The organism is Salicola sp. Rm-C-2C1-2, from assembly GCF_040196175.1.
In the GTDB taxonomy this organism is placed as follows: domain Bacteria; phylum Pseudomonadota; class Gammaproteobacteria; order Pseudomonadales; family Oleiphilaceae; genus Halospina.
Genome location: NZ_JBEFNF010000001.1, coordinates 248,484 through 271,161, shown reverse-complemented (window position 1 = coordinate 271,161; position 22,678 = coordinate 248,484). Strand labels below are relative to the sequence as shown.

21 protein-coding genes are annotated in these 22,678 nt (G+C 58.8%); 14 read left to right on the top strand and 7 right to left on the bottom strand.

Annotation, left to right across the window (positions count from 1 at the left end; translation table 11 throughout):
* Nucleotides 1-300 precede the first annotated feature (300 nt).
* The 12 genes from pilB to yihG all read left to right on the top strand — a co-directional run bounded on the left by pilB (nt 301) and on the right by yihG (nt 12,426).
* Nucleotides 301-2,031 (top strand): type IV-A pilus assembly ATPase PilB, encoded by a 1,731-nt coding sequence (pilB, locus tag AAF659_RS01230; RefSeq protein WP_349749880.1) that lies wholly within the window; start codon nt 301-303, stop codon nt 2,029-2,031.
* A 4-nt stretch (nt 2,032-2,035) separates the two neighbouring features.
* Nucleotides 2,036-3,253, top strand: coding sequence for a type II secretion system F family protein (locus AAF659_RS01225; protein ID WP_349749879.1), 1,218 nt, complete (start codon nt 2,036-2,038; stop codon nt 3,251-3,253).
* A gap of 23 nt (nt 3,254-3,276) precedes the next feature.
* Entirely contained in the window at nt 3,277-4,167 is an 891-nt protein-coding gene (locus tag AAF659_RS01220; RefSeq protein ID WP_349749878.1) for a prepilin peptidase, read from the top strand.
* A 1-nt stretch (nt 4,168) separates the two neighbouring features.
* A complete protein-coding gene (coaE, locus tag AAF659_RS01215; RefSeq protein ID WP_349749877.1) occupies nt 4,169-4,786 on the top strand; it encodes a dephospho-CoA kinase in 618 nt (205 codons plus the stop codon).
* Nucleotides 4,783-5,127, top strand: a complete 345-nt coding sequence (locus AAF659_RS01210; RefSeq protein ID WP_349749875.1) for a CidA/LrgA family protein — start codon at nt 4,783-4,785, stop codon at nt 5,125-5,127. Before coaE ends, AAF659_RS01210 begins: the two co-directional genes overlap by 4 nt.
* The gene (locus AAF659_RS01205; RefSeq protein ID WP_349749874.1) at nt 5,124-5,810 is read left to right on the top strand and encodes an LrgB family protein; all 687 of its coding nucleotides are present in this window, start codon (nt 5,124-5,126) and stop codon (nt 5,808-5,810) included. Before AAF659_RS01210 ends, AAF659_RS01205 begins: the two co-directional genes overlap by 4 nt.
* Complete coding sequence (locus AAF659_RS01200; RefSeq protein ID WP_349749873.1) at nt 5,807-6,877, top strand: hypothetical protein; 1,071 nt, start codon at nt 5,807-5,809, stop codon at nt 6,875-6,877. Before AAF659_RS01205 ends, AAF659_RS01200 begins: the two co-directional genes overlap by 4 nt.
* The gene (tsaA, locus tag AAF659_RS01195) at nt 6,874-7,584 is read left to right on the top strand and encodes a tRNA (N6-threonylcarbamoyladenosine(37)-N6)-methyltransferase TrmO (RefSeq protein WP_349749872.1); all 711 of its coding nucleotides are present in this window, start codon (nt 6,874-6,876) and stop codon (nt 7,582-7,584) included. Before AAF659_RS01200 ends, tsaA begins: the two co-directional genes overlap by 4 nt.
* A 72-nt stretch (nt 7,585-7,656) precedes the next feature.
* Nucleotides 7,657-8,238, top strand: a complete 582-nt coding sequence (locus AAF659_RS01190; RefSeq protein ID WP_349749871.1) for a YfaZ family outer membrane protein — start codon at nt 7,657-7,659, stop codon at nt 8,236-8,238.
* A 92-nt stretch (nt 8,239-8,330) separates the two neighbouring features.
* Nucleotides 8,331-10,454, top strand: a complete 2,124-nt coding sequence (locus AAF659_RS01185) for a hypothetical protein (protein WP_349749870.1) — start codon at nt 8,331-8,333, stop codon at nt 10,452-10,454.
* 47 nt (nt 10,455-10,501) lie between these two features.
* On the top strand, nt 10,502-11,395 hold the full coding sequence (locus tag AAF659_RS01180) for a glucosaminidase domain-containing protein (protein WP_349749869.1): 894 nt from the start codon (nt 10,502-10,504) through the stop codon (nt 11,393-11,395).
* Nucleotides 11,396-11,496: 101 nt separating this feature from the next.
* Nucleotides 11,497-12,426, top strand: a complete 930-nt coding sequence (yihG, locus tag AAF659_RS01175; protein WP_349749868.1) for a 1-acylglycerol-3-phosphate O-acyltransferase, YihG family — start codon at nt 11,497-11,499, stop codon at nt 12,424-12,426.
* A 54-nt stretch (nt 12,427-12,480) separates the two neighbouring features.
* On the opposite strand, the gene AAF659_RS01170 is transcribed toward yihG, so the two are convergent.
* A complete protein-coding gene (locus AAF659_RS01170; protein ID WP_349749867.1) occupies nt 12,481-13,839 on the bottom strand; it encodes a DUF1329 domain-containing protein in 1,359 nt (452 codons plus the stop codon).
* A gap of 57 nt (nt 13,840-13,896) precedes the next feature.
* The gene (locus tag AAF659_RS01165; RefSeq protein ID WP_349749866.1) at nt 13,897-15,699 is read right to left on the bottom strand and encodes a DUF1302 domain-containing protein; all 1,803 of its coding nucleotides are present in this window, start codon (nt 15,697-15,699) and stop codon (nt 13,897-13,899) included.
* Between the two features lie 164 nt (nt 15,700-15,863).
* Here AAF659_RS01165 and AAF659_RS01160 point away from each other — a divergent pair, with 164 nt between their 5' ends.
* Nucleotides 15,864-17,054, top strand: a complete 1,191-nt coding sequence (locus tag AAF659_RS01160; RefSeq protein ID WP_349749865.1) for a thiolase family protein — start codon at nt 15,864-15,866, stop codon at nt 17,052-17,054.
* A gap of 6 nt (nt 17,055-17,060) precedes the next feature.
* On the opposite strand, the gene zapE is transcribed toward AAF659_RS01160, so the two are convergent.
* A complete protein-coding gene (zapE, locus tag AAF659_RS01155; protein WP_349749864.1) occupies nt 17,061-18,185 on the bottom strand; it encodes a cell division protein ZapE in 1,125 nt (374 codons plus the stop codon).
* Nucleotides 18,186-18,351: 166 nt separating this feature from the next.
* On the opposite strand from zapE, the gene AAF659_RS01150 reads away from it, so the two are divergent.
* Nucleotides 18,352-18,819, top strand: a complete 468-nt coding sequence (locus tag AAF659_RS01150) for a Z-ring associated ZapG family protein (RefSeq protein ID WP_349749863.1) — start codon at nt 18,352-18,354, stop codon at nt 18,817-18,819.
* Nucleotides 18,820-18,851: 32 nt separating this feature from the next.
* Here the strand turns inward: AAF659_RS01150 and AAF659_RS01145 are convergent, their stop codons facing one another.
* Genes AAF659_RS01145 through hisG form a run of 4 tightly spaced genes read right to left on the bottom strand, consistent with a single transcriptional unit; the run spans nt 18,852 to nt 22,658 of the window.
* Nucleotides 18,852-19,613 (bottom strand): Nif3-like dinuclear metal center hexameric protein, encoded by a 762-nt coding sequence (locus AAF659_RS01145; RefSeq protein WP_349749862.1) that lies wholly within the window; start codon nt 19,611-19,613, stop codon nt 18,852-18,854.
* Nucleotides 19,610-20,686 carry a histidinol-phosphate transaminase gene (gene hisC / locus AAF659_RS01140; protein ID WP_349749861.1) on the bottom strand — a complete coding sequence of 359 codons (1,077 nt, stop codon included), beginning with the start codon at nt 20,684-20,686 and terminating at the stop codon, nt 19,610-19,612. Before hisC ends, AAF659_RS01145 begins: the two co-directional genes overlap by 4 nt.
* A gap of 9 nt (nt 20,687-20,695) precedes the next feature.
* Nucleotides 20,696-22,003, bottom strand: a complete 1,308-nt coding sequence (gene hisD / locus AAF659_RS01135; protein ID WP_349749860.1) for a histidinol dehydrogenase — start codon at nt 22,001-22,003, stop codon at nt 20,696-20,698.
* Nucleotides 22,004-22,013: 10 nt separating this feature from the next.
* On the bottom strand, nt 22,014-22,658 hold the full coding sequence (hisG, locus tag AAF659_RS01130; RefSeq protein ID WP_349750737.1) for an ATP phosphoribosyltransferase: 645 nt from the start codon (nt 22,656-22,658) through the stop codon (nt 22,014-22,016).
* Nucleotides 22,659-22,678 lie beyond the last annotated feature (20 nt).

Sequence of the window (22,678 nt, the reverse complement as noted above, 5' to 3'; positions counted from 1 at the left end):
AATGGCTTGTGCCTTCGCCTGCCTTGACTTTAACAAAGCAGATTCCATGCCAAATTCCATTCTCGATGGACTAACAATGCCAAATCAGAGACCTACCGACGCCACCTTCAATGCCTCCTCCAACACCACTCCGCCCCTGGCCATCAAAGTGACATTTTTTGGCAAGCACGGCTGACGCTTTACGTCACATGCGCGCGTTTTTCATCGCTGGCTGAACCGCCCGCCAGCCACTAGACTCTTGTGGCAAACTAAAAGGCTCACCGCCTTACTACCACGTTTACCAAACGGCTTTAAGAGACAATGGCTCCAGACCCGAATAACGTAACGCTGACCGGCCTGGCTCGGCGATTTGTGGACGACGGCATCCTGGACGAAACGGTTGCCCGGGAGGCCTTCGTCCAGGCAAATCAGGACCGCATTCCCCTGATCACCTATCTCATACAGAACGAGCTCGCACCGGGCCAGGCACTGGCCTTTTCCGCGGCCATGGAGTTCGGGGTCCCCGTCATGGACCTGAACGCCTTCTCCACCGATATGATGCCGCAAGACCTGGTGGACGAGAAGCTGATTCGCACCCATAGCGTGCTGCCCCTGATCCAGCGTGGTAAGCGATTGTTCGTGGCCATGGCGGACCCCACCAACCTGCAGGCGCTGGACGAAATCAAGTTCCACACCGGGCTGAGCACTGAGGCCGTGCTGGTGGAGGAAAGCAGCCTGCGCCAGGCGATCGACAAGTACCTGGAATCCCAGGATACGTCGATGCAGGATCTGGGCGGCGACTCCGACATGGAAAACGTGGACTTTGAGGCCGATGATGATGAGGAAGCCAGCCAGGACAAAAACGCCGTTGACGCCACGGACACCGACGACGCGCCGATCGTCAAGTACGTCAACAAGCTCCTGCTGGACGCCATTAAGCAAGGCGCCTCAGACGTCCATTTTGAGCCCTATGAAAAGATGTACCGCATCCGCTACCGCTCCGACGGCATCCTGAACGAGGTCGCCAAGCCCTCGGTCAAGCTCTCGCACAAGCTGGCGGCGCGCATCAAGATCATGTCCCAGATGGACATCTCCGAGCGCCGGGTGCCCCAGGATGGGCGCATCAAGCTCAAGCTTTCCAAATCCAAGGCCATCGACTTCCGCGTCAACACCCTACCCACCATCTGGGGCGAGAAGATCGTCCTGCGGATCCTGGACCCCACGGCCGCTCAGATGGGCATTGACCAGCTCGGCTACGAGGAAGACCAGAAGCAGCTCTATCTGGAAGCTTTGAAATCCCCCCAGGGCATGATTCTGGTGACCGGCCCCACGGGCTCTGGCAAGACTGTCTCCCTGTATACGGGGCTGAACATCCTCAACACCCCCGAGGTCAACATTTCCACGGCCGAGGACCCGGCCGAGATCAACCTGGAGGGGGTCAACCAGGTCAACGTGAATAACAAAGTAGGGCTGACTTTCGCGGAGGCGCTGCGCTCATTCCTGCGCCAGGACCCGGACATCATCATGGTCGGCGAGATCCGGGACCTTGAGACGGCCAACATCGCTATCAAGGCGGCCCAGACCGGGCACCTGGTGCTGTCCACCCTGCACACCAACAGTGCCGCCGAGACCCTGACCCGGATGATGAACATGGGGGTGGCCTCGTTCAACATTGCCACATCCGTCAGCCTGATCATTGCCCAGCGGCTCGGGCGCCGGCTCTGCAGCAACTGCCAGGAGCCCTATGATGTGCCGCAGGAGGCGCTGCTCGAGGAAGGTTTCACACAGGAACAGATTGATACAGGGTTTACCCTTTACAGACCGGTAGGCTGTGATAAATGTAAAAACGGGTATAAGGGCCGGGTCGGCATCCTGGAGGTGGTCAAGGTCACCGAGGAGATGGAAAGCATGATCATGAGTGAAGCCAGCTCCATTGAACTGGCGCGCCAGGCCCGTAATGAAGGCTTCAACAGCCTTCGCCAGTCCGCGCTGGAGAAAGTGATCAAGGGCGTGACCAGCCTGGAAGAAGCGAACCGCGTGACGAAGGACTAACGCAATGGCGGCCAACGAACAGAAGCTCGACACCTACGTCTGGGAAGGCAAGGATCGCAAGGGCAACAAGACCGGTGGTGAGACCACCGGTGCCTCCGTTGCACTGGTTAAAGCCCAGCTGCGCAAGCAGGGCTTCACACCGGGGAAGATCAAGAAAAAGAGCAAGCCTCTTCTGGGAGGCAAGAAAAAGATCACGCCGTTCGACATCGCCACCTTTACGCGCCAGATGGCGACCATGATGACGGCCGGCGTGCCCCTGATTCAGTCGTTCGACATTGTCTCGGACGGTCTTGAGAACAAAAGCCTCCAGGAGCTGATCATCACCATCCGCAACGACGTCGCCGGCGGTAACAGCCTGGCCAATGCCCTGCGCCAGCACCCCAAGCACTTTGATGATCTCTACTGCAACCTGGTGGATTCCGGTGAAAGTGCCGGTGCTCTTGAGAGCATGCTGGATCGGGTGGCGACCTACCTTGAGAAAACGGAAAATCTCAAGCGCAAGGTCAGAAAGGCCATGACCTACCCGATTTCGATCATCATCGTGGCGGTTATTGTCACCGCTATCCTGCTGGTCAAAGTGGTACCGCAGTTCGAGTCTCTGTTCCAGGGCTTTGGTGCGGAGTTGCCCGCTTTCACACAGATGGTCATTGGCATGTCTGAGTGGCTACAGGCCTGGTGGTGGGCTGTACTGATCGGCATCGTGGCCACCTTTTTCGGGTTCCGGACCGCCAAGCGGCGCTCCGCCCGCTTCTCAGACGCTGTGGATAAGTACGTCCTGAAGCTGCCCGTGGTCGGTACGATTTTGGACCAATCAGCCGTGGCCAAGTTTGCCCGTGTGCTCTCAACGACGTTTGCTGCCGGGGTGCCGCTGGTGGATGCGCTGGATTCGGTTTCAGGTGCCACCGGTAACGCGGTCTACCGCGATGCCATCCTCCAGATCAAAGACGAAGTATCCTCTGGAACGCAGCTCCAGACCGCCATGCGCCAGACGGGCGTATTTCCCGTTCTGGCCATTCAGCTTACTTCCATCGGGGAGGAGTCCGGTAACCTGGATGAGATGCTTGGTAAGGTCGCGAACCACTACGAAGCGGTGGTGGATGATCTGGTTGATAACCTGACCTCCCTCATGGAACCGATTATCATGTCGGTCCTCGGTATCCTTGTGGGCGGTCTTATCATCGCCATGTACCTGCCCATCTTCCAGATGGGGTCGGTAATGTAACTCTCAACATCAGGGAAACGATCTTGCAGAACCTGATACAGATCATCCTCAGCACCCCCTGGCTTTTGTGGCCAGCACTGGTGGCCGTCTCGCTGTGTGTGGGCAGCTTCCTCAACGTGGTGATTCTTCGGTTACCTCGGATGATGGAAAACGCATGGCGCCAGGAATGCCAGGCTCTTTTCGGGCAGGACAGTGACAACGCGCCGGAGAGCGGCCAGGACAATGCCTACGGTCTTGCCTATCCGCAATCTCATTGCCCGGAGTGTGGCAACATCATCCGGATGATCGACAACATTCCGGTGCTCAGCTGGCTGCTGCTGCGCGGGCGCTGCCGGCATTGCGGCACGGGCATCTCCGCGCGCTACCCACTGATTGAAGCACTGACCGCAGCCCTTTCAGCAGTAACCATCCTGGTCCTTGGCGCCAGCGTTGAAGCGCTCGTCACCCTCCCGTTTCTGTGGGCTCTGATCGCCCTGACCGTCATCGACCTCGAAACCACCCTGCTCCCGGACAGCATCACGCTGCCCCTGCTCTGGGGCGGCCTTGTGGTCAGCGCTCTCGGTCTCGGCCAGGTCGGCCTTGACGCGGCCTTCTGGGGCGCGGTTGCAGGTTATCTCAGTCTCTGGAGTGTCTACCATCTGTTCCGTCTTCTCACCGGCAAGGAAGGCATGGGGCATGGCGACTTCAAGTTGCTGGCGGCACTCGGTGCCTGGCTGGGCTGGACCATGCTGCCGGCCATCATTCTGCTTTCCAGTCTGGTGGGCGCCGTGGTAGGTATTGCGATGATCGCGGCGCGTGGGCATGATCGCAACATTCCAATTCCCTTCGGTCCCTACCTCGCCGCCGCTGGCGTGATCGCACTCTGGTATGGGCCGGAACTGCTGGATCTGTGGCTGTCCTTTATGAGGGTCTGACATGTTTGTGGTTGGCCTGACCGGAGGCATCGGCAGCGGCAAGAGTACCGTGGCCGAGCTGTTCCGTGAACACGGCATCTTCGTGATCGACGCGGACGATGTATCCCGCGAAGTGGTTGAGCCCGGCGAGCCGGCCCTGGAGGCCATCCGGGAGCACTTCGGCGATGCCATTCTCCAGCAGGACGCCACCCTGGATCGGGCCGCCCTGCGCCAGCGTGTGTTCAGTGATGACAGCGAACGCCAGTGGCTCGAGGCACTGCTGCACCCACGCATTGCCGAACGCCTTAAGCATTACCTTGCCGAAGCCGATTCGCCCTATCAGATGCTGGTCTCGCCGCTTCTTCTGGAAACAGACCAGTACAGACTCTGCCAGCACATCGTGGTGGTGGACGTCAGTAATGAGACCCAGATCCAGCGAACCATGAGCCGGGATGCCAACGACCGGGCCCAGGTGGAGCGCATCATCGCCGCCCAGATGCCCCGGGAAGAGCGACTCAGGGCGGCAGGTAACGTGATCGATAACGACCAGCCCCTGGAACGTGTGCGGGACGAGGTCGCCGGTCTGCACCAGCATCTTCTCGCCATGGCCGCCGAAGTCTCCGGGGATACCCTGTCATGAAAAGCAGCATTGTTGCCGGTCTGGCAATCATCCTGCTGTTCCAGCTCATTGGCCTGGCTCTGGAACAGATTCCGGGGATGCCGCTGCCCGGCCCGATCTCCGGCATGATACTGTTCTTTCTCTACCTGGTGATAACGGGCGGGGGGTATGACCCGGAGCGCGACGCCGCACGCCACCTGCTCATCCATATGGCGCTGTTCTACATCCCGGCGGGCGCCGGTATCGTAACGCTGGGCGCGCTGCTCATGGAGCAGGCCCTCGGTATTGCCCTGGCACTGACACTGGGTACCCTAATCGCATTTGTCACCACCGCTCATCTGATGCAATGGCTGAGCCGATGAGCGCCATCCTGACCTCCCCTCATTTCGCCATCACCCTAACCCTGCTGGCCTACCTGGCCGGCCATGGACTGTACCGTATCACCGGCAAGCCCAGCTTTCTCCAGCCCGTGGTATCCGGCATCGCCATCGTTGGCACCACATTGCTGATACTCGACCTTGACTACAGCACCTACATGGAAGGTGCCAGCATCATCCACTTCATGCTCGGCACCGTCACGGTGGCCCTGGGCCTGCCGCTTTACCAGAACCTCGCCCTCATCCGTCGCCACCTGCTGCCGTTGATGGTCACACTGGCTGTCAGCGGCGTTGTGGCGGCGGGCAGTGCTACCGGGCTGCTCTGGCTCACCGGAACGGACCACGCCACCCTGATGTCCATGGCCACCAAGTCCATCACCACCCCCATGGCGATCTCCGTCACCGAGTCCATAGGCGGCTATCCCCCGCTGGCTACCGGCTTCGTCATGGTCACCGGGATCCTGGTCGCTGCCTGCGGTGGCCCGATACTGCGCATCACCGGCGTCACGCACCCTGCGGCAAAGGGCTGCGCCATGGGCATGATCGGCCATGGCGTGGGCACCACCCGCGCTTTTGAAATGGGCTCGGAAACGGGCGCCTTTTCCGCCCTGTCTATCGGTCTGATGGGCCTCTACACCGCCATCGGCCTGGGGCTGCTGATGCCGTGAGGTGGCTCCGAACGCTGATTGGCGTGACCAGTTTCATGCTTGCTGGTGTCGAATCCGCCCCGGCCGTAACCACACTGGCGCCTGAACCGGAACCGCCTCCCAGGGTGGCTATCGATGAGCTTCCTCCCGACTTTTTCGACTGGGATGGTCCCAGGTACCTTAAGCCCCAAGACAACTGGCTCGACCCTATAGGCCACTGGGTGGTACGCCGCCGGCGGATCCATTCACGCCACGTTCAGGCGCTGGGCCAGGGCATCGACCAGGCTCTTTCCGGCCAGACCTGGGTAAATCAGGACAATGACAGCTATCTTCGACTCGGCGCTTTCAACCGCTATACCGAAGATGGCCGCATGGGGTTTGAGCCGGACGCTCGCTTCAAGCTCGATGTACCTACGTCGGAGGAGAAATTCCGGGTTATTGTGGAAAGCGACGCCGATGACCTGGCACCTCTGCCGGACCGGCAACAGCGGGGCACACTGGCACCGGAACAAGAAGACGAAAACAGTTTCACGGCGGGCGCCCTGCGCTTTCTCTCACCACTGACCGACCGCTGGAATGCCAGCACCGATGTTGGGGCACGTCTTCGCCTGCCCATTCAGGTATTCGCGCGCGCCCGCACCTGGTCCGACTGGCAGCTGAGCCGTGAATGGCGACTGCGCGTGGATCAGCGGCTATTCTGGTATCTTCATGAAGGCTGGATTGCACGCTCGTGGCTGGGCTTCCACCGGTCCCTGGGCCCGGACTGGGAATTCCGGGCATCTTCTGAGGCACGCTGGATCCACCGCAAGCGCGGGTTCGAATTGGCGCAGATTTTCCGCCTGCAGCGCCGCTACCGTAACCGCCATTTTGTACGCCTGCGTCTTGGGATGCTTGGAAACACCTTTGACAATTGGGCAAGCTCTGAATACTTCACGGATGTTCTCTACCGCAAGCGGCTGCACGACGACTGGCTCTATGGTGAGATCATTCCCTCATTGCGCTATCGCCGACAGAACGACTTCCAGCCTGAAGGTACCCTGACCTTCCGTATCGAGATGTTCTTTTCAAGCAACGGAGATCTTCAGTGAGCCAGCCCCCCACGATCACTCCCATCGGCACAGTCCACTCCTGTTTTCCAGACAAGTTCGGCGTACCCCGCCAGCCGTCACTGTGCCCGCATGCCCGTGGCGACGTGGTGCTGCATCCCCCCTGGAACAACGAAGAGGCCTTCCGGGGACTGGAGAATTTTTCCCATATCTGGATCACCTTCCTGTTTCACCAGATCCCGGCGGCGCACCGCCCGTCCACCCTGGTCAGGCCTCCCAGACTGGGCGGCAACACGCGTGTCGGTGTCTTCGCCAGCCGCTCTCCGTTCCGGCCCAATCGACTCGGCCTTTCCCTGGTGCGCAATCAGGGCCTGATCCAGCATAACGAGGATCTGCGCCTGGCCATCAGCGAAATCGACCTGGTGAATGACACGCCGGTGCTGGACATCAAGCCCTTCCTGCCATGGTGTGACGCACCCCAGTCGGCAACCGCCGCTTGGGCCAGCGAGCCTCCGCGCCCTGCCCTCGGCGTCCGGTTCAGTTGCGAAGCGGAACAACAACTGCAGCAGTTTCAGGGAGAGCACCCCGAATTGCGGGAACTGATCCGCGAGGTACTCAGCCAGGACCCCCGCCCGGCTTACCACCAGGATGACCCGCAACACCACTACGCGCTGCGCCTACACCAGTTGGATATCCACTGGTTTGTGGCGGATGGCAGTTGCGTGGTTAAGAGGCTTGATAACGCGTAATTGTAGAACGGTGCCCGTCCCTCTATCATGCACTGGCGAATCCTCATGGTCATCAACAGGAGCACACCCCCTATGCAACGTAACCGAGCGATCCGCACCTGTGTCGCCGCGGCCCTGCTCACCGCACCGGCCGCAACGGTGCACGCGGACAGCCTGAACCTGAGTCTGACCGATGACTCAGTGCGCGGCGAATACAGCTTCACCGACGCCCGGGAAGAACTCGGCGGCGGCGTAGGCTACACCTACCATGATGGCAGCCGCCACCTGGCAACCGTTGATCTGCACGCCCGGGGCCGAACGGCTATTCAGAACATTCCCATGACAGTGGGTCTGGGGGTTCGCAACATGTATTTTGATGACGGCGACCGTGACATCGACGGTGGCGCCATCGCACCCGGTGCCTTCGTCCGCATGAACATTCCGGAAGTGCCTGGCCTTTCTGTTGGCGGCAGCCTCTACATGTCGCCCTCCATACTGTCCTACGGCGACGCCGACCGCATGCGGCACACCGATGCCACGGTAAGCTACCGCCTGATCCGCAACTCCGAGGTCTTCGCCGGCTACCGCTATGTAGGCGCGGACCTCGACACCCGCGGTGACGACGACTACCGGTTCGAAGAGGGCTTGATTGGCGGCATGCGCATCCTCTTCTGACAGAACCCGGACTGGTTCACGGCAGAACTTCCGGAGCTCAACTAGACTCGTAGGCCAACCATTCAACGGGTCAGCAGCTCCGGAGCCTCACCATGCAAGCCCGCCTCTTTACCCTTATCGCCGCCTCACTATCACTCGCTCTGGCCGCCTGCGACAGCGGGGGGCCATCCGTCAGTGATAAGAACTCGTTTGGTATTGGTGACACCCCCGACTTCCGTGATGAAGGCTCCGGGGACCGCTGCCAGAGCACGCGCAATCTCGATGACAATCAGCTGCTGGTAAGCGTGCAGACGCCGAGCAACGGCCCGGATGCTGGAAAGGCCAGCGGACTGAGCAGCACCACCCGTGCGGAACTCCGCCTGGTTGAAATCGCAAGTCAATGGTCGCAAAGCCTCAGCACTGAAACAGTCGACGATGGTTTCGTGGTCACTTTTGACAACGCCATTCCCCGACGCATCGACATAGCCATTGAAGCGTCTGTTGCCGGCAGCACTTTCAGGGCGCCCGTCGCTTCCGAGTGCGGGCATGTGTTCGTGAACCCGTTCTCAGAGGTTCTGATTGATGAGGTCGCCTCGGATCTGGTCAAAAACACCAACGTTGTCAGCGAGATTAACCGCTGCAATGACGTTGACTGCACCTACGATCTTGTCTGGCAACCAGTAGCCGATCAGGTGCACTCATTCGAGATCGATGTAACAGAGGGCGAATCCGCACTCAGAGAGCGGGCGGACTTCATGACGTTCCTGGAAAAAGCTGAAGCACTGCTTACCCAAGAGGCAGCGACCCTCGACAAAACTGACGGCAACAACGATGGCGATAATATCGCGCCAGGCTATAACGCCGTTCAGTACAGCGTCAGCCTGAACACCGGCGACAATGGCGGGTTCTGGGCCACTCATACTCTGGACCGGGGCGTGAGCCAGACCAACGGCACCGCGTACACCTACCCCAGCTACTCAATCGGAAACCTGTCGCTATCAGAACTCGGCTTTGATCTTGCGCTGGGCACCGCCGACATGCCATTCCAGCGACGCTCCTTTGATTCACCGCTGGACGACGCCTTCAGAAGTTACAGCACCCAGGCGAATCAGTTATTCGCGCCCGAGGATGACGGCAATGGCGACCCCCGCACGCTTTCCAGCCTCCGCCCCGTCCTCCAGACCGTCAGCGATCAGGGCAGCCGGACTATTGGGTGGGCACCCAACCCTCAGGTCTATAGAGCCGGGGCTCAGCGAGCCCCCAACCAACCCCCTGAAGCCATGCTCAGCAGCCACTTTTTCGCGGCCCGCGGATGGGCACTTTCCGGAACGGAAGAAACCGGTTATGACCGGGACCAGATCCTGGAGGAGCAGGCAATCAGTTCCATAGAGCTCAACCTGTCCGAGTGGGAGGGAGAAGACGATTTCACACCGGCTGATTTCAACGCTGATTATCAATTTGCAGGATTTGAGGTGAAGCCTGCTTCCAACGGCGGGGTTGATATCGCCCGCGCAAGCCTGGGCACCTGGGAATTCACGGGTAATGAGCAAGGTACCGAGAAAAAGACCTCTGCCTGGGCCCTGAATGGCTCAACCACCTATCCCTATTCCGGCTTTGAGCTGCTTCCCGTGCCCCAGCTTGAAACGCCGGATGACGGCAATCGCGAATTTCTGGGTAACCTGTTCATCAACTATGGAAGTCAGAACCAACGGGGCAATGCCGACGAAGGCATTCCCAACGGTGCCGTGTCAGCCGATGAACGCTGGATTGCCACCTCTTCCCGCCCCACCTCAGAAGGCGCCGAGGCTGGCTCGCTTCTACGGGTTGCCTACAGACAGGATGCTCAGGACACACTCCCGGCTTCCAACACCGCCTACCGTCTCCAGGGGGTTACCATCACTGGGTCTGACTCACTGATACAGCATCAGAATGCCTGCATTGAAACGAACCAGGAAAGCGCAGCGTTCGAGCTTTCGGGGCATAAAACGGATTACAGCACGGACAGCGATACTTTAGGTATTGCTGATGCCACTTCAGAATCGGGTGAGGGGTGCACCCTGTCACCCGGCTCAGATCGAGCCACCTTCACAATCAATTCCTGCGGCTCCTCAAAAAGAGCGTTCAAAGGCTTTGCAGCGAATGATGGCGATACCCTGGTCATGATCACGCAATCTAACGAAAAAGTAGGATTCCTGTTAGGATTCAGGGATGACAGCGCGGCGGGTTGCGCCAACTGAACCCCCATCAATGCGGCCGCGTACGCTACAAAAATCCGGAGGTATGAATGGAACTGCGACCCTTACCGACACTGCTCCTGGTGTCTGCCCTGGTGATTGGTGGCCTCGCCGCCGGTTTCATTGCCAGCCAGGTTACCTATGAACGCCCCGTCACCCAGGTATTCGAGCCGGCACTGCTGGAAAGCAGTTCCCTCCCCAGTTGGGCGGGCGCCCCTTTGCCGGACTTTAAACAATACAGTGTCGTGGCCGAGAAAAAAGCAGCCTTCTTTGGCTATCTTTACCCACGGCTGGCCCTGGCGAACCTTCGGATTGAAGCGGCCCGGCATCATCTCCGACAGCTCCGCCAGAAGACAGAACTCAGCGAGAGGGATAAGCAGTGGCTCGCGAAGCATGCCAGTCGCCTGCGTGTTGATGCTGAGACCCCAAAAGCGCTCATCAACGGTCTTGAACAGCGGATGGACATCGTGCCTCCTTCCCTGGTTCTGGCTCAGGCTGCCAACGAGTCGGCCTGGGGAACCAGCCGTTTTGCAACCCGGGGCAACAACCTTTTCGGGCAATGGTGCTTTACGAAAGGGTGTGGCCTCGTTCCCAAAAGCCGTACCTCAGGTATGACCCATGAGGTGGAAGTGTTCAAGTCGCCTTTTGCATCAATCCGGGCCTACCTGACGAACCTGAACCGTCACAACGCCTATCGCGATCTCAGACAGCGGCGCCGGTCACTGCGCGCAAAGAATCAGTTTCCGGATGGCATCACCCTGGCCGGCGGGTTGCAGGCTTACTCAGAGCGTGGGCAGGCGTACGTGGAGGAAATCCGCTCCATGATTCGCGTTAACGACCTCTCTGATTATGATCAGCGCCTCAAACAACTGCTGACCTCGGAGGCCCCGATCGAAAAACTCAACGCCCTAATCATCGACTACCGGGAACGCTTCAGAAACTGAGGTAACGCCTGTTCACTGAAAAATTGGCACGGCTTTAAGCCCATGTATAATGGCGACCGTATCCAACACCTAATCCATTCACTGGACAGACGGTCGCCAACATGCTGGATTTTCTCCCTGCGCCGCTCAAGGGCACGCTCTGCTTACTGCTGATCCTTCTCAGCACCCTGATTCTTTATCCCCTTCTGTTGCTGCTTGCCATCCTCAAGCTGATCATTCCAATCACTTCATTCCGCAAGCTGTGCACTCGCGGGCTCAATGCCATTGCTTTTGTCTGGATTGAGAATAACGGGCTTTTCATGCGCCTGCTTAATCGCATTGAGTGGGACGTGGAGCTCAATGCCAACCTCAGCCGGAACCAATGGTATTTCGTTACCTGCAACCACCAGTCCTGGGCGGATATCCTGGTGACCCAGAGGGTGCTTAACCCCCGTATTCCACTAATGAAGTTCTTCCTCAAAAAAGAGCTCATCTGGGTGCCGCTGCTCGGCATCGCTTGGTGGGCCCTGGACTTCCCCTTCATGAAGCGTTACACCCAGCAGCAGCTCATGAAAAAGCCACACCTGCGGGGCAAGGACCTTGAAACCACACGCAGGGCCTGTGAGAAGTTCGAGCACACACCCGTTGCCGTATTCAATTTCATGGAAGGCACCCGCTTCACGCCGGCCAAACATCAACAGCAGAACTCTCCCTATCGCAATCTGCTCAAGCCCCGCTCGGGCGGCACTGGGTTTGTCTTGGGTGCTATGGGTAACCTGATGAGCATCATGCTGGATATTACCATTGTCTATCCGGACGGCCCCGGCGGCATCTGGGATTACCTGAGTGGGCGCACACGGCGCGTGCTCATCCGAATCGACGAGAAGCGGATTCCGGAACAGTTTCTGGGGCGGGATTACCAGAATGACCGGGCATTCCGGATCGAGTTCCAGAAGTGGATCAGCGGGCTGTGGCAGAACAAAGATGATTTGATTGACCGGATGAAGGCAGAAGGCACGGCTTCTCCCTCAGAGTCCACCCCGGAGACGTAAAAAAGCCCCGCCGTGAAGGGCGGGGCTTTTTTCAGATCAGTTTTTCATGAATGATCAACGACGACCTGATCGACGCAGAGCACTCGGCGTGTAGTCCCGAAGCTGACGCTCGATTCCGAAGTTGTAAGGATCGTCCATCTCGTTGGTCAAACCCAGCACCAGATAACGACCATTGAGCGTATCGTAGAGGGTCTCAAACGCATACCAAGGCACTTCCTGATCATAGAACTGCATGGCGTGTCCTTCGGCAACCCGCCATAGCTCCCCTCGACCGTCGTAATGATCCACCACGGCTGCGCCCCAGGTGTCTTCGTCAAAATAGAAGTCACGCTTGGCGTAGATATGGCGCTCGTCATCTTTAAGCGTGGCCGTCACATGCCAGACCCTGTGCAGCTCATAGCGGGCGTGATCCTGGTTGATATGGCCGGATTCAAGCAACTCATCATAGGTTAGGGATGGATCGTCCAGCCGGTAGCCATTATAGGGAATGTACATCTCTTTCTTCCCTTTCAGCTCCCAGTTGTAACGATTAGGCGCGCCATTGAACATATCCAGGTTATCTGAGGTGCGCTGACCATCAGAGGCTGTACCCGGCCCGTCGTAGGCAACCTGGGGGGCCCGGCGTACACGGCGCTGGCCCGCATTGTAGACCCAGGCCCGTCTTGGTTCTTTCACCTGGTTGATGGTTTCATGAACCAACAGCACGTTACCTGCCAGCCGTGACGGCGACTTGATCTGCTGTTGGAAATAGAACAGTACGTTCGAGTCCTTGCTCGGCTCGTAGTCTTGCAAAGCCGTCCGCCAGGTCAACTCCTCGTCAAAATGGATTGGCGTGTAGTCCCCGTTTTCCTGAGGAACAGCCTGGTGAACGTTCCGGTTAACCGCACCACCGCGATAACGGGTGATGTGGTTCCAGATGACCTGGATGCCATTCTCTGGAATCGGGAAAGGCACCGCAGTGTCGAAATTTTCCAGGCCATTACCGCCAGAGACAAGGGTGGTATTGGTCGCGTTCTCTTTTGCTTTGTTATAAATCTTTTCCGGCAGTGCGGCGGTACGACGGGTTTGGTAAACCGGCATCTTATAGTCGTCGTACTCCTTGATCATTTTCACCTGACCAGGTGACAGACGATCCTTGTACTCATCAACATTGCTCTGATCAATGGTGAACAGTGGTTCGTCCTCCGGGAACGGATCCACGTAGTGTTTGCCGTCATAGTTGTCCGGAGGCGTCGTCAATCCGCCATCCCATGCAGGGATCTCGTCACCATTACCCGCTTTTTTGGCTCCGATGGGGGTCAGTTCGTTGCCGAGCTTCGCGGCCTCCTCTTCAGAGACTGCAGCAAGTGCAGGAGAGCCGACTACCGCCAGCGACAGAATGCCACTGGCCAGCGCGTTCATTCGAAATGTCATTATTCAGTTACCTCACAGGGCTAAGGTGGTACAGCAGTCAGTTTAAAACATCACCCATCAGAACGAGTACGAAACGCTAGCCGTTAGGTTGTCTCGATCTGAGATTGCATTGTAATCACCACCAAAATAGTTGGTATATTCAATGCCTGCTTCGTAATTATTCCGATACTCGGCGGTTAGACCCAGGCCGACAGCCTTGCTCCCCTCATTAAAGGCACCGCCAGGCTCAGGCGAATAACCATTCACATCATGCGACCATGAGAGCGAAGGCTTAAGCGTTGCGCCAGCAATCGCGTTGTTATACTCCAACGTGGCCGATAACTGATAGCCCCAGGCAAAATCACTTACAAACCCGTCATTCGTGCAGTTGCTGGGGTTGATATTCTCGGCCTCGCAGCTCGTTAAGTTTCCGCTGGCATTCTCCTTGTCTGTGAAATCGCCAACGCCCCAGATGCCGGAACGACCAAACCGGGAGAGTGAGGGCAAATCATGCACATAGGTCATACCAACCTCACCTACAAAGCTCAGGCGACTGGCCCCCAGAACCCGGTCAAAGAACTTAATGAACGTTGTCTGTGCCTGCGACACTTTAAACCGATCAAACCCTTTAACTTCTTCACCGGCGAGATCACTGAAACCAACCCCTGGGCTTTGAATCCGTTCCTGAAACAGCTCGGAAAAGGGTTGCCCTCGCCCGCCGTTGATCAGCTCAAACGCGTTCCATTGAAGCGGCATATTTTCCCGGAAACTGTATTCAGCCCCAACAGACCATCCGCCAGGGATATTGGTATTCATGCTCAAGCCGTACAACTTAATGTCGTCAGGGTACTCAACGAAGTAGTTCGGCAGCCCACCGCGACTTTCCGCCACTCGGCCACTTATATAGGGCAGCCGGCTATGGTATCTCACGTGATAGAGCCCGAATTCGGTATTGCCCAGTTCAGGCGAATACCATTGCAGTGCCACCCCAAACTGGTCTTCACCGTCAGGGCGCTTATCACTCTCCCGATCGATCGTCGGCAACCCCTGATTGCCGGCCTCACTCTCAGTGCCGAAGGCATAAACAGGACCACAACCATCAGCCGTAAAATCGTTGGAACTGAAGAAGGTGCCACAGTCGTCAATCTGGGTGGGTTCCCAGTCAAACTGGACATAAGCTTTCAGCGTAAGCGATCGAGTCAACCCTATTGAGGTAAACAACGCCTCCACGGGCAGGAGTGCTTCTTTGAGTTCTGACCCCGGCGAGCGAATGGCGCCAACGTCGACCGGGTTGGTCGCGTTGATCCCGCCCTGAATGAAGGTACTCTCACCCCAGTTGAAGACCTGATTGCCGTAACGCACGCTGACAGGCATGTCTCCCAGATACCAGTCCGTCCACACGTACGCATCCAGGAGCTCAGCCCCCGAAGCATTGTCTTTGCCATCCTCACTGATGGTTGCAAGGCCGTCTCGAGTGAAATCGTCATCTTTAACCCTGAAATCATACCAATACCGACCGCGGACAAAACCGCCCACGCGGCTGAGATAGTCGCCGCGGAAATCCCGGTTCAGATAGAGCTCGCTGGTGCCGCGCACAATCTCTGAATAGGTATCACCGGCGTCGAAATTCTGGTTGCCATCATCGTAGTTGATGGTGGACGCACCCTGGTTGGAACCTGGCAGGTTCCCCTGACCGATCAGTTCTTTATCAGGGCTCTCTGTGCGCCATCCCACCGCTGCCGTCAGGTTGGTGTCAAAGGCGCCATCCACGTCACCCACGTTGAAGGTGAACGCACTCGCTGGCCCGGCAAAACCGGCTGCTACAGCCGCTGCCAGAGGCATCTGCGCCCATTGTTGCCACTGTCGTGTTGTTTTTGTCATTGAACGCTACTCCGTTTATCTGGATCGCTGCTCGAGTATTAGTTTCCGCAGGTTAATACCCAATATAGACACAAAACCGCGACTCCACCAATTTCATCTGCCAAATTTTTTGTGATCGTGGCAGCATTCGTATCAGTCCCCCTATAAATGTCCAGGAGAAGACCATGGCCTACCCCTTCATTTACATCACCGCAGCCCGCCGCACTCCGATGGGTGGTTTTCTTGGCAGCCTGGCCACCCTGAGCGCCCCTGCCCTGGGCGCTGAAGCTGTAGACGCAGTGCTGACAGACTCCGGGCTTGAGCCAGCGGCTGTTGAGGAGGTTGTGATGGGCAATGTGCTGCCTGCCGGCACCGGGCAGGGGCCGGCGCGCCAAGCGGCGCGCCACGGCGGCCTACAGGATGGCACAGGCGCAACCACCGTCAACAAACTCTGCGGCTCTGGCATGAAGGCCACCATGTTCGGCCATGACCTGATCCGTGCCGGAAGTGGCGACGTTGTGCTGAGCGGCGGCATGGAAAGCATGTCCAACGCCCCCTATCTGCTGACGGATGCACGCCGGGGTTACCGCATGGGCCCCGGCCGTGCGCCTCAGGACCACATGTTCATCGACGGTCTGCAGGATGCGGAAACCACCCGTCTTATGGGTGAATTCGCTCAGGAAACCGCGGACCGGCTGGGCTACTCCCGGAAAGCCATGGACGCCTTCGCCATCCGCTCCCTGGAACGGGCCAACACGGCCATCAACAACAGCTGGCTGAATGCAGAAACGGTTGCCGTTTCCCAAATCGACCGCAAGGGGAATGAAACAAATGTCCGTGATGACGAACAGCCCGGCCAGGCCAACATCGACCGTATCCCTTCCATGCGCCCAGCCTTTGCCAAGGATGGCACTATTACGGCGGCCAATGCCTCCTCCATCTCGGACGGCGCCTCGGCACTCATGCTGATGAGTGGCGCGGCTGTGGATCGCCACGGCTCCAAGCCGCTGGCGCGGATCCTCGGGCATGCCACCTTCTCCCGGCATCCATCCGAGTTCACCCTGGCTCCGGTGGGCGCCATTCAGCGGCTTCTGGAGTACACCGGGTGGTCAACGGAGGATGTGGATCTCTACGAGATCAATGAAGCGTTCGCGGTGGTCGCCATGATTGCCATGGACGAACTGGCGCTGGCCCCGGAAAAAGTGAATATCCATGGCGGCGCCTGCGCACAGGGTCACCCCATCGGCTCAACCGGCTCGCGCCTGATTGTGTCACTAATCCACGCCTTGAGGCGCACTGGCGGCCGGCGCGGTATCGCCTCGCTGTGCATCGGCGGCGGTGAAGCCACCGCCATGGCTATTGAGTTGTGTGACTGACGTGTTTCAGGCCTTGTGAGGCAGTTCCAGATACTCGTGGGACTGCATCTCCAGAAGCCGGGATTCCGTGCGCTCGAACTCAAACGCGAGGTTGGTTCCCGTGTATAGATCAGGGATTGGTGCCTCGGCGGAAATGATCAGCTTGACGCAGCGGTCGTAGAACTCATCCACCAGGTTGATGAAACGCCGGGCCCGGTCATCGGAGTCGGCACCCATAACCGGTACGTTGGAAAGGAGAACGGCGTGGAACTCGCGCGCGAGCTCGATGTAGTCGTTCTGGCTGCGTGGACCGTCACAGAGTTCAGGGAAGTCGAACCAGACCACGTCATCCGCATGACGCCGGGCATGGATGAGTCGACCATTGACCTCCAGGTCCTTGCCCTGGTCGCCCCCGGTCAGCGCGAGTTCTTCATAGCTCTTGTGCAGGCTTTGCTCTGCCTCCGGGCCCAGCGGTGAATGGAACAATTGGGCCTGCTCCAATGTTCGCAGCCGGTAGTCGACACCGCCGTCGATGTTCAAAACCCTGGTGTAGCGGTTAAGCAGATCAATGGCGGGAAGGAAGCGGGCGCGCTGGAGGCCGTTCCAATAAAGACCATCCGGTTCAATGTTGGATGTGCAGACCAGTGTTACACCCCGATAGAAGAGCCCATCCAGCAGAGTCGCCAGGATCATGGCATCGCCGATCTCAGAAACGAAAAACTCATCGAAGCAGATAACCCTGCATTCCTCGGCGAAGCGGGCGGCAATGGTATCCAGAGGGTTGCTGTAGCCCTCCAGCTCCGCCAGTTCCCGGTGCACCCGCTGCATGAAGCGATGGAAGTGCACCCGGAGCTTGCGCTCGAACGGCAGAGCGTCATAGAACAGATCCATCATGTAGGTCTTGCCGCGGCCAACACCACCCCAGAAATAGAGGCCCATGACGGGGTCTTCGCGCCCGCGGCGGAGCCAGCGCTTCAGTCGCCTGCCAACGTTGTCGCGCGCCTTTTCGGCGGCCACCAACGCCTCATACAGATCCTGCAGGTGCTGAATAGCCGTCTCCTGGGCAGAATCCTGCTGGAAGCCCCCATGTTTCTGATCCTGACGATACCGGGCCATCGGTCCCGACGATGGTGCTGCGTCACTGGCGCTCATGCCTGCCTCACAACTGCCATTTTGAGACGGGCAATATACGGATTTTCGCGCTACCCTCCAAATCCCATTGAAGTCGGGACTGTTGCCGGGGCTCGCTTTGTCATACCATGATTTCATCATGGCTGGTCGTGTACCAGCGCCTTCCCGGCAACAGAAGGATAGCACTATGCAGTCCATGCTCGCCGTTGGTATTGCGGCACTGGTAATCGGTCTTGCTCTGGGGTGGGGAATCGCCCGGACAATGGGCGGGCGCAACGTGCGCCAGCGCCGACTCGCTCAGCAGCTCGACGCCCTTCAGAACGAACACACCCGCTATCAGGCGCAAGTGAACGAGCACTTCATGGAGACGGCGGAACTGTTCCGGCGGCTCAACGATTCCTATCGGGAGGTGCATGAGCACCTGGCCAAGGGTGCTTCACGCCTTTGCACGGAAACTGAAGCCCGTGAAGAGCTGGAACAGGCCCAGCGTGATCATCAACTGAGCTATAAGGGATCAACCGACCAAAACGAAAGCGTCGAGCCGCCGCGCGACTACGCGCCGCGCAACACGCGGGATGACAACGGCATGCTGGCCGAGGATTACGGTCTCAGGAAAGAAGAGTCAGAGAATACGAGCCGCAACGCTACCTCCTGATACCGTTGTCAGCCGGAAACCAGCGCCCTCGCTCACGCGGGGCTTGGATCCTCGATGAAGCAGTGCTCAATATCGAATGCTTCGGCGAGCGCTGTTCCCAGAGCCTGAACGCCGTCACGCTCCGTTGCGTGATGGCCGGCTGCGAAATAATGGATCCCCTGCTCCCGTGCACTATGCACTGTGGGTTCCGAAATCTCGCCCGACAGATACGCATCCAAGCCCAAAGCGGCTGCCCGGTCAATCATCCCCTGTGCTCCACCACTGCACCAGCCAATCCGCCGGATAAGCTCGGGCCCGCCCTCAATGGGAAGAGGCGCTCTATTGAGACGTGACTGCAGACGCGACGCCAGCTCCTCCGGCTTCAGGGGTTCATCCAGTGTTCCAGCCCACATCAGCTCGCAGGGTTCTCCCGAGACCGGCGCCGCTTCAGATGCCCCGATTGTTCGCGCCAGGCAGGCATTATTGCCCATGCTGCGGTGGGCGTCCAATGGCAGATGATAGGCCACGAGCGACACATTATTGTTGAGAAGAAGCTCAATGCGGCGCTGTTTCATACCCCGGATGCAGGGATCCTCGCCTTTCCAGAAATAGCCGTGATGCACTAGCACCATATCCGCGCCAGTCTCGATGGCCTGTTCCAGGAAGCGCTGACTCGCCGTGACCCCGGTAACCACAGTGCGCACTTGGTCACGCCCCTCTACCTGCAGACCATTGGGGCAGTAATCCCGGAAAAGTTCCGGACACAGCCATTGATCCATGGTTGCAACGAGGTCATCCCTTTGCGGTGTGCTCATATCCGCGTTTCTCCATTATTGAGAATGGCATCAAGAGCCGCCAGCAACGCACCCATCTCCTCGCCAGTGCCAATAGTGACGCGCAGATACTGTTCGATCCGGGGCTTATCAAAATGGCGCACGATGATGTGGCGCTCACGCAGCAACGCCGCCAGTTCGCTGCCGCTGACCGCAGGGTGGCGGCAGAATACGAAGTTCGCTCTGGAAGGCACCACCTCGAAGCCCAGCGCCTCCAGCCCTTGGCTGAGCCGCTCGCGCTGCTCAATAACAGCCTGTTGCCCTTCGCGAAAGCCAGCCACATCACGGAAGGCCGCCGTGGCTCCCGCCTGTGCCGGCCGATCCAGAGTATAGGAATTAAAACTGTTCTTGATCCGTTCAAGCCCCTTGATCAGGTGTTTCTGACCCAACGCAAAGCCCACCCTAAGGCCCGCGAGCGAGCGCGACTTGGACAGGCTCTGAGTGACCAGCAGATTGGGATAATCCGGAATCAGGCAGGCGGCGCTCTCACCGCCGAAGTCCACATAGGCTTCGTCAATCACCACCACCCGATCCGGATTGGCGGCCAGGATCTGTTCAACAGAGCTTAGATCCAGGAAGCGCCCTGTTGGTGCATTGGGATTCGGGAAAATAACGCCGCCGTTGGGCGGCTGAAATGCTTCAGCCGGAATGCACAGATCGTCATCAAGAGCCACCGCGCGGCTTTCCAGCCCATAAAGACCACAATAAACCGGATAGAAACTGTAACTGATGTCAGGAAACAGCACCGGCTCGCCGGGCTGGAAAAGCCCCTGAAAGATGAACGCCAACACCTCGTCGGAGCCATTAGCGGGAAACACCTGTGAAGCCTCAAGACCGAACCAGTCCGCAATGGCCTCGCGCAGATCCGCCGCGTCCGGATCGGGATAAAGCCGCAGGCGCTCATCCGCTGCGTCACGGATGGCTGCTGTAACCGCCTCACTAGGCCCGAAGGGATGTTCGTTCGTGTTGAGCTTCACAAGATTGCTGATCTGCGGCTGCTCACCCGGTATATACGGCGTGAGCTGCTGCAGCCGTTCGTTCCAGAACCGGCTCATTTGTGCTCCTCAGTCGCGGATCCGGTATTCGGCCGATCGTGCATGTGCCGTCAGCCCCTCGCCTCGCGCCAGAACAGACGCGCAGCGGGCGGCGCGATCTGCCCCTGCGGCGGAGAAATGCACAACGGAAGACCGTTTCTGGAAGTCATAGACCCCCAGCGGCGACGAAAAACGGGCCGTGCCACTGGTCGGCAACACGTGATTGGGGCCAGCACAGTAATCGCCCATCACCTCAGCCGCCCAGGACCCCATAAAGATGGCGCCCGCATGGCGAATCTGTGGCAACAACGCATCCGGATCCGCAAGGGAAAGCTCCAGGTGCTCGGGCGCCACGCGGTTGCTCACCTGGGCCGCTTCCTCGAGTGAGGCACACTGGACCAGAATGCCGCGATCGGCCAGGGACTGGCGGATGATCCCGGCTCGCTCCATCTCCGGCAGCAGCCGAGCCATACTGGCTTCAACCTTCGCGATATAATCGGGATCCGGTGATACCAGAATCGCCTGGGCCTGCTCATCGTGCTCGGCCTGGGAGAACAGATCCATGGCAACCCAATCGGGATCCGTGTGGCCATCGCCAATCACCAGAATTTCGGAAGGGCCGGCGACCATATCGATCCCCACGCGCCCAAAGACTTCACGCTTGGCCTCGGCCACATAGATGTTGCCCGGCCCCACGATCTTGTCCACTGCCGCAACCGTTTCTGTTCCGTAGGCCAGCGCGGCAACCGCCTGAGCACCACCCAAGGTGTAGATGCGATCAATGCCGGCGACGCGCGCGGCAGCCAGCACGAGGTCATTCAGCTCACCGCCCGGAGCCGGTACTACCATTACAATTTCCGCCACGCCAGCAACCTTCGCTGGAATGGCATTCATCAGCACAGAGGACGGATAGGCTGCCTTACCACCCGGCACATAAAGCCCCGCACGATCCACTGGCAGCACCCGTTGTCCCAGCTGGGTGCCGTCAGCCTCTTCGTAGGACCAGTCCTCCGGCAGCTGCTCACGGTGGTAACGCCGGATCCGGTCGGCGGCGGTTTCCAGCGCCTGGAACTGTTCGTCTGTAATAGCATGCATGGCCGCGTCGATGCGCTCGCGCGCCACTTCCAGTTCACTCACGCAAGCGACACTGAGATTATCCAGCTTCGCGGTGTATTCCAGAACCGCAGCATCGCCTTCCTTACGGACCCTTTGCAGGATGTCAGCCACGGTCTGGCGCACGCTGGTATCCACGCCTTCTTCCCACTCTGTATGGCGGCGCAGCGCCGCCTCAAAGTCTGAATCAGCGGTATTGAGCCGGGTAATGGACAGTTCACTCATGGCTGTTCTCTCACTGCGTGTGCTTGCGGGCGACGGCTTCGCCCATGCGATCCAGGATTGGCTGGATGCGTGCGTGCTTCATCTTCATAGAGGAACGGCTAACCACCACCCGAGAGCTTATGTTGGCGATGGTCTCGCGCGGCTCCAGGCCATTGGCTTTCAGCGTATTGCCGGTGTCGACAATGTCCACGATCTCATCAGCCAGCCCCAGCAAGGGCGCCAGTTCCATAGCACCGTAGAGCTTGATGATGTCCGCCTGTTTGCCCTGGGCCGCGTAATATTCGCGCGCCAGCCGGGTAAACTTGGTCGCCACGCGTACGCGCCCTTCCGGCACGGCCTGCACGGCAACACCCGCGGTCATCAGCCGACACCGGGCAATTTCAAGATCCAGTGGCTCGTAGAGCCCGTCACCGCCATGTTCCATGAGCACATCTTTGCCCGCCACCCCCATGTCTGCGCCACCGTACTGAACATAGGTGGGAACGTCGGTCGCGCGGATGATCAGCAGGCGCACCCCGGGCACAGTGGTGGCGAACACCAGCTTGCGGCTTTTCTCGGGATCCTCCTCAGGCTCGATGCCCGCTCCGGCGAGCAGCGGCAATGTCTCTTCCAGAATACGGCCCTTGGAAAGGGCGATGGTCAGCTGTTCCGGCATAGTCCCGTCAGTATCTGCAG

What these genes read in the sequence shown, in the direction of transcription:
- AAF659_RS01225 (WP_349749879.1), top strand. Translation starts at nt 2,036, where the DNA reads ATGGCGGCCAACGAACAGAAGCTCGACACCTACGTCTGGGAAGGCAAG.
- yihG (WP_349749868.1), top strand. Translation starts at nt 11,497, where the DNA reads ATGCTGGATTTTCTCCCTGCGCCGCTCAAGGGCACGCTCTGCTTACTG.
- AAF659_RS01150 (WP_349749863.1), top strand. Translation starts at nt 18,352, where the DNA reads ATGCAGTCCATGCTCGCCGTTGGTATTGCGGCACTGGTAATCGGTCTT.
- hisD (WP_349749860.1), bottom strand. Translation starts at nt 22,003, where the DNA reads ATGAGTGAACTGTCCATTACCCGGCTCAATACCGCTGATTCAGACTTT.
- hisG (WP_349750737.1), bottom strand. Translation starts at nt 22,658, where the DNA reads ATGCCGGAACAGCTGACCATCGCCCTTTCCAAGGGCCGTATTCTGGAA.
- AAF659_RS01180 (WP_349749869.1), top strand. Translation starts at nt 10,502, where the DNA reads ATGGAACTGCGACCCTTACCGACACTGCTCCTGGTGTCTGCCCTGGTG.
- coaE (WP_349749877.1), top strand. Translation starts at nt 4,169, where the DNA reads ATGTTTGTGGTTGGCCTGACCGGAGGCATCGGCAGCGGCAAGAGTACC.
- pilB (WP_349749880.1), top strand. Translation starts at nt 301, where the DNA reads ATGGCTCCAGACCCGAATAACGTAACGCTGACCGGCCTGGCTCGGCGA.
- AAF659_RS01165 (WP_349749866.1), bottom strand. Translation starts at nt 15,699, where the DNA reads ATGACAAAAACAACACGACAGTGGCAACAATGGGCGCAGATGCCTCTG.
- AAF659_RS01205 (WP_349749874.1), top strand. Translation starts at nt 5,124, where the DNA reads ATGAGCGCCATCCTGACCTCCCCTCATTTCGCCATCACCCTAACCCTG.
- AAF659_RS01185 (WP_349749870.1), top strand. Translation starts at nt 8,331, where the DNA reads ATGCAAGCCCGCCTCTTTACCCTTATCGCCGCCTCACTATCACTCGCT.
- AAF659_RS01190 (WP_349749871.1), top strand. Translation starts at nt 7,657, where the DNA reads ATGCAACGTAACCGAGCGATCCGCACCTGTGTCGCCGCGGCCCTGCTC.
- AAF659_RS01210 (WP_349749875.1), top strand. Translation starts at nt 4,783, where the DNA reads ATGAAAAGCAGCATTGTTGCCGGTCTGGCAATCATCCTGCTGTTCCAG.
- AAF659_RS01145 (WP_349749862.1), bottom strand. Translation starts at nt 19,613, where the DNA reads ATGAGCACACCGCAAAGGGATGACCTCGTTGCAACCATGGATCAATGG.
- hisC (WP_349749861.1), bottom strand. Translation starts at nt 20,686, where the DNA reads ATGAGCCGGTTCTGGAACGAACGGCTGCAGCAGCTCACGCCGTATATA.
- zapE (WP_349749864.1), bottom strand. Translation starts at nt 18,185, where the DNA reads ATGAGCGCCAGTGACGCAGCACCATCGTCGGGACCGATGGCCCGGTAT.
- AAF659_RS01160 (WP_349749865.1), top strand. Translation starts at nt 15,864, where the DNA reads ATGGCCTACCCCTTCATTTACATCACCGCAGCCCGCCGCACTCCGATG.
- AAF659_RS01170 (WP_349749867.1), bottom strand. Translation starts at nt 13,839, where the DNA reads ATGACATTTCGAATGAACGCGCTGGCCAGTGGCATTCTGTCGCTGGCG.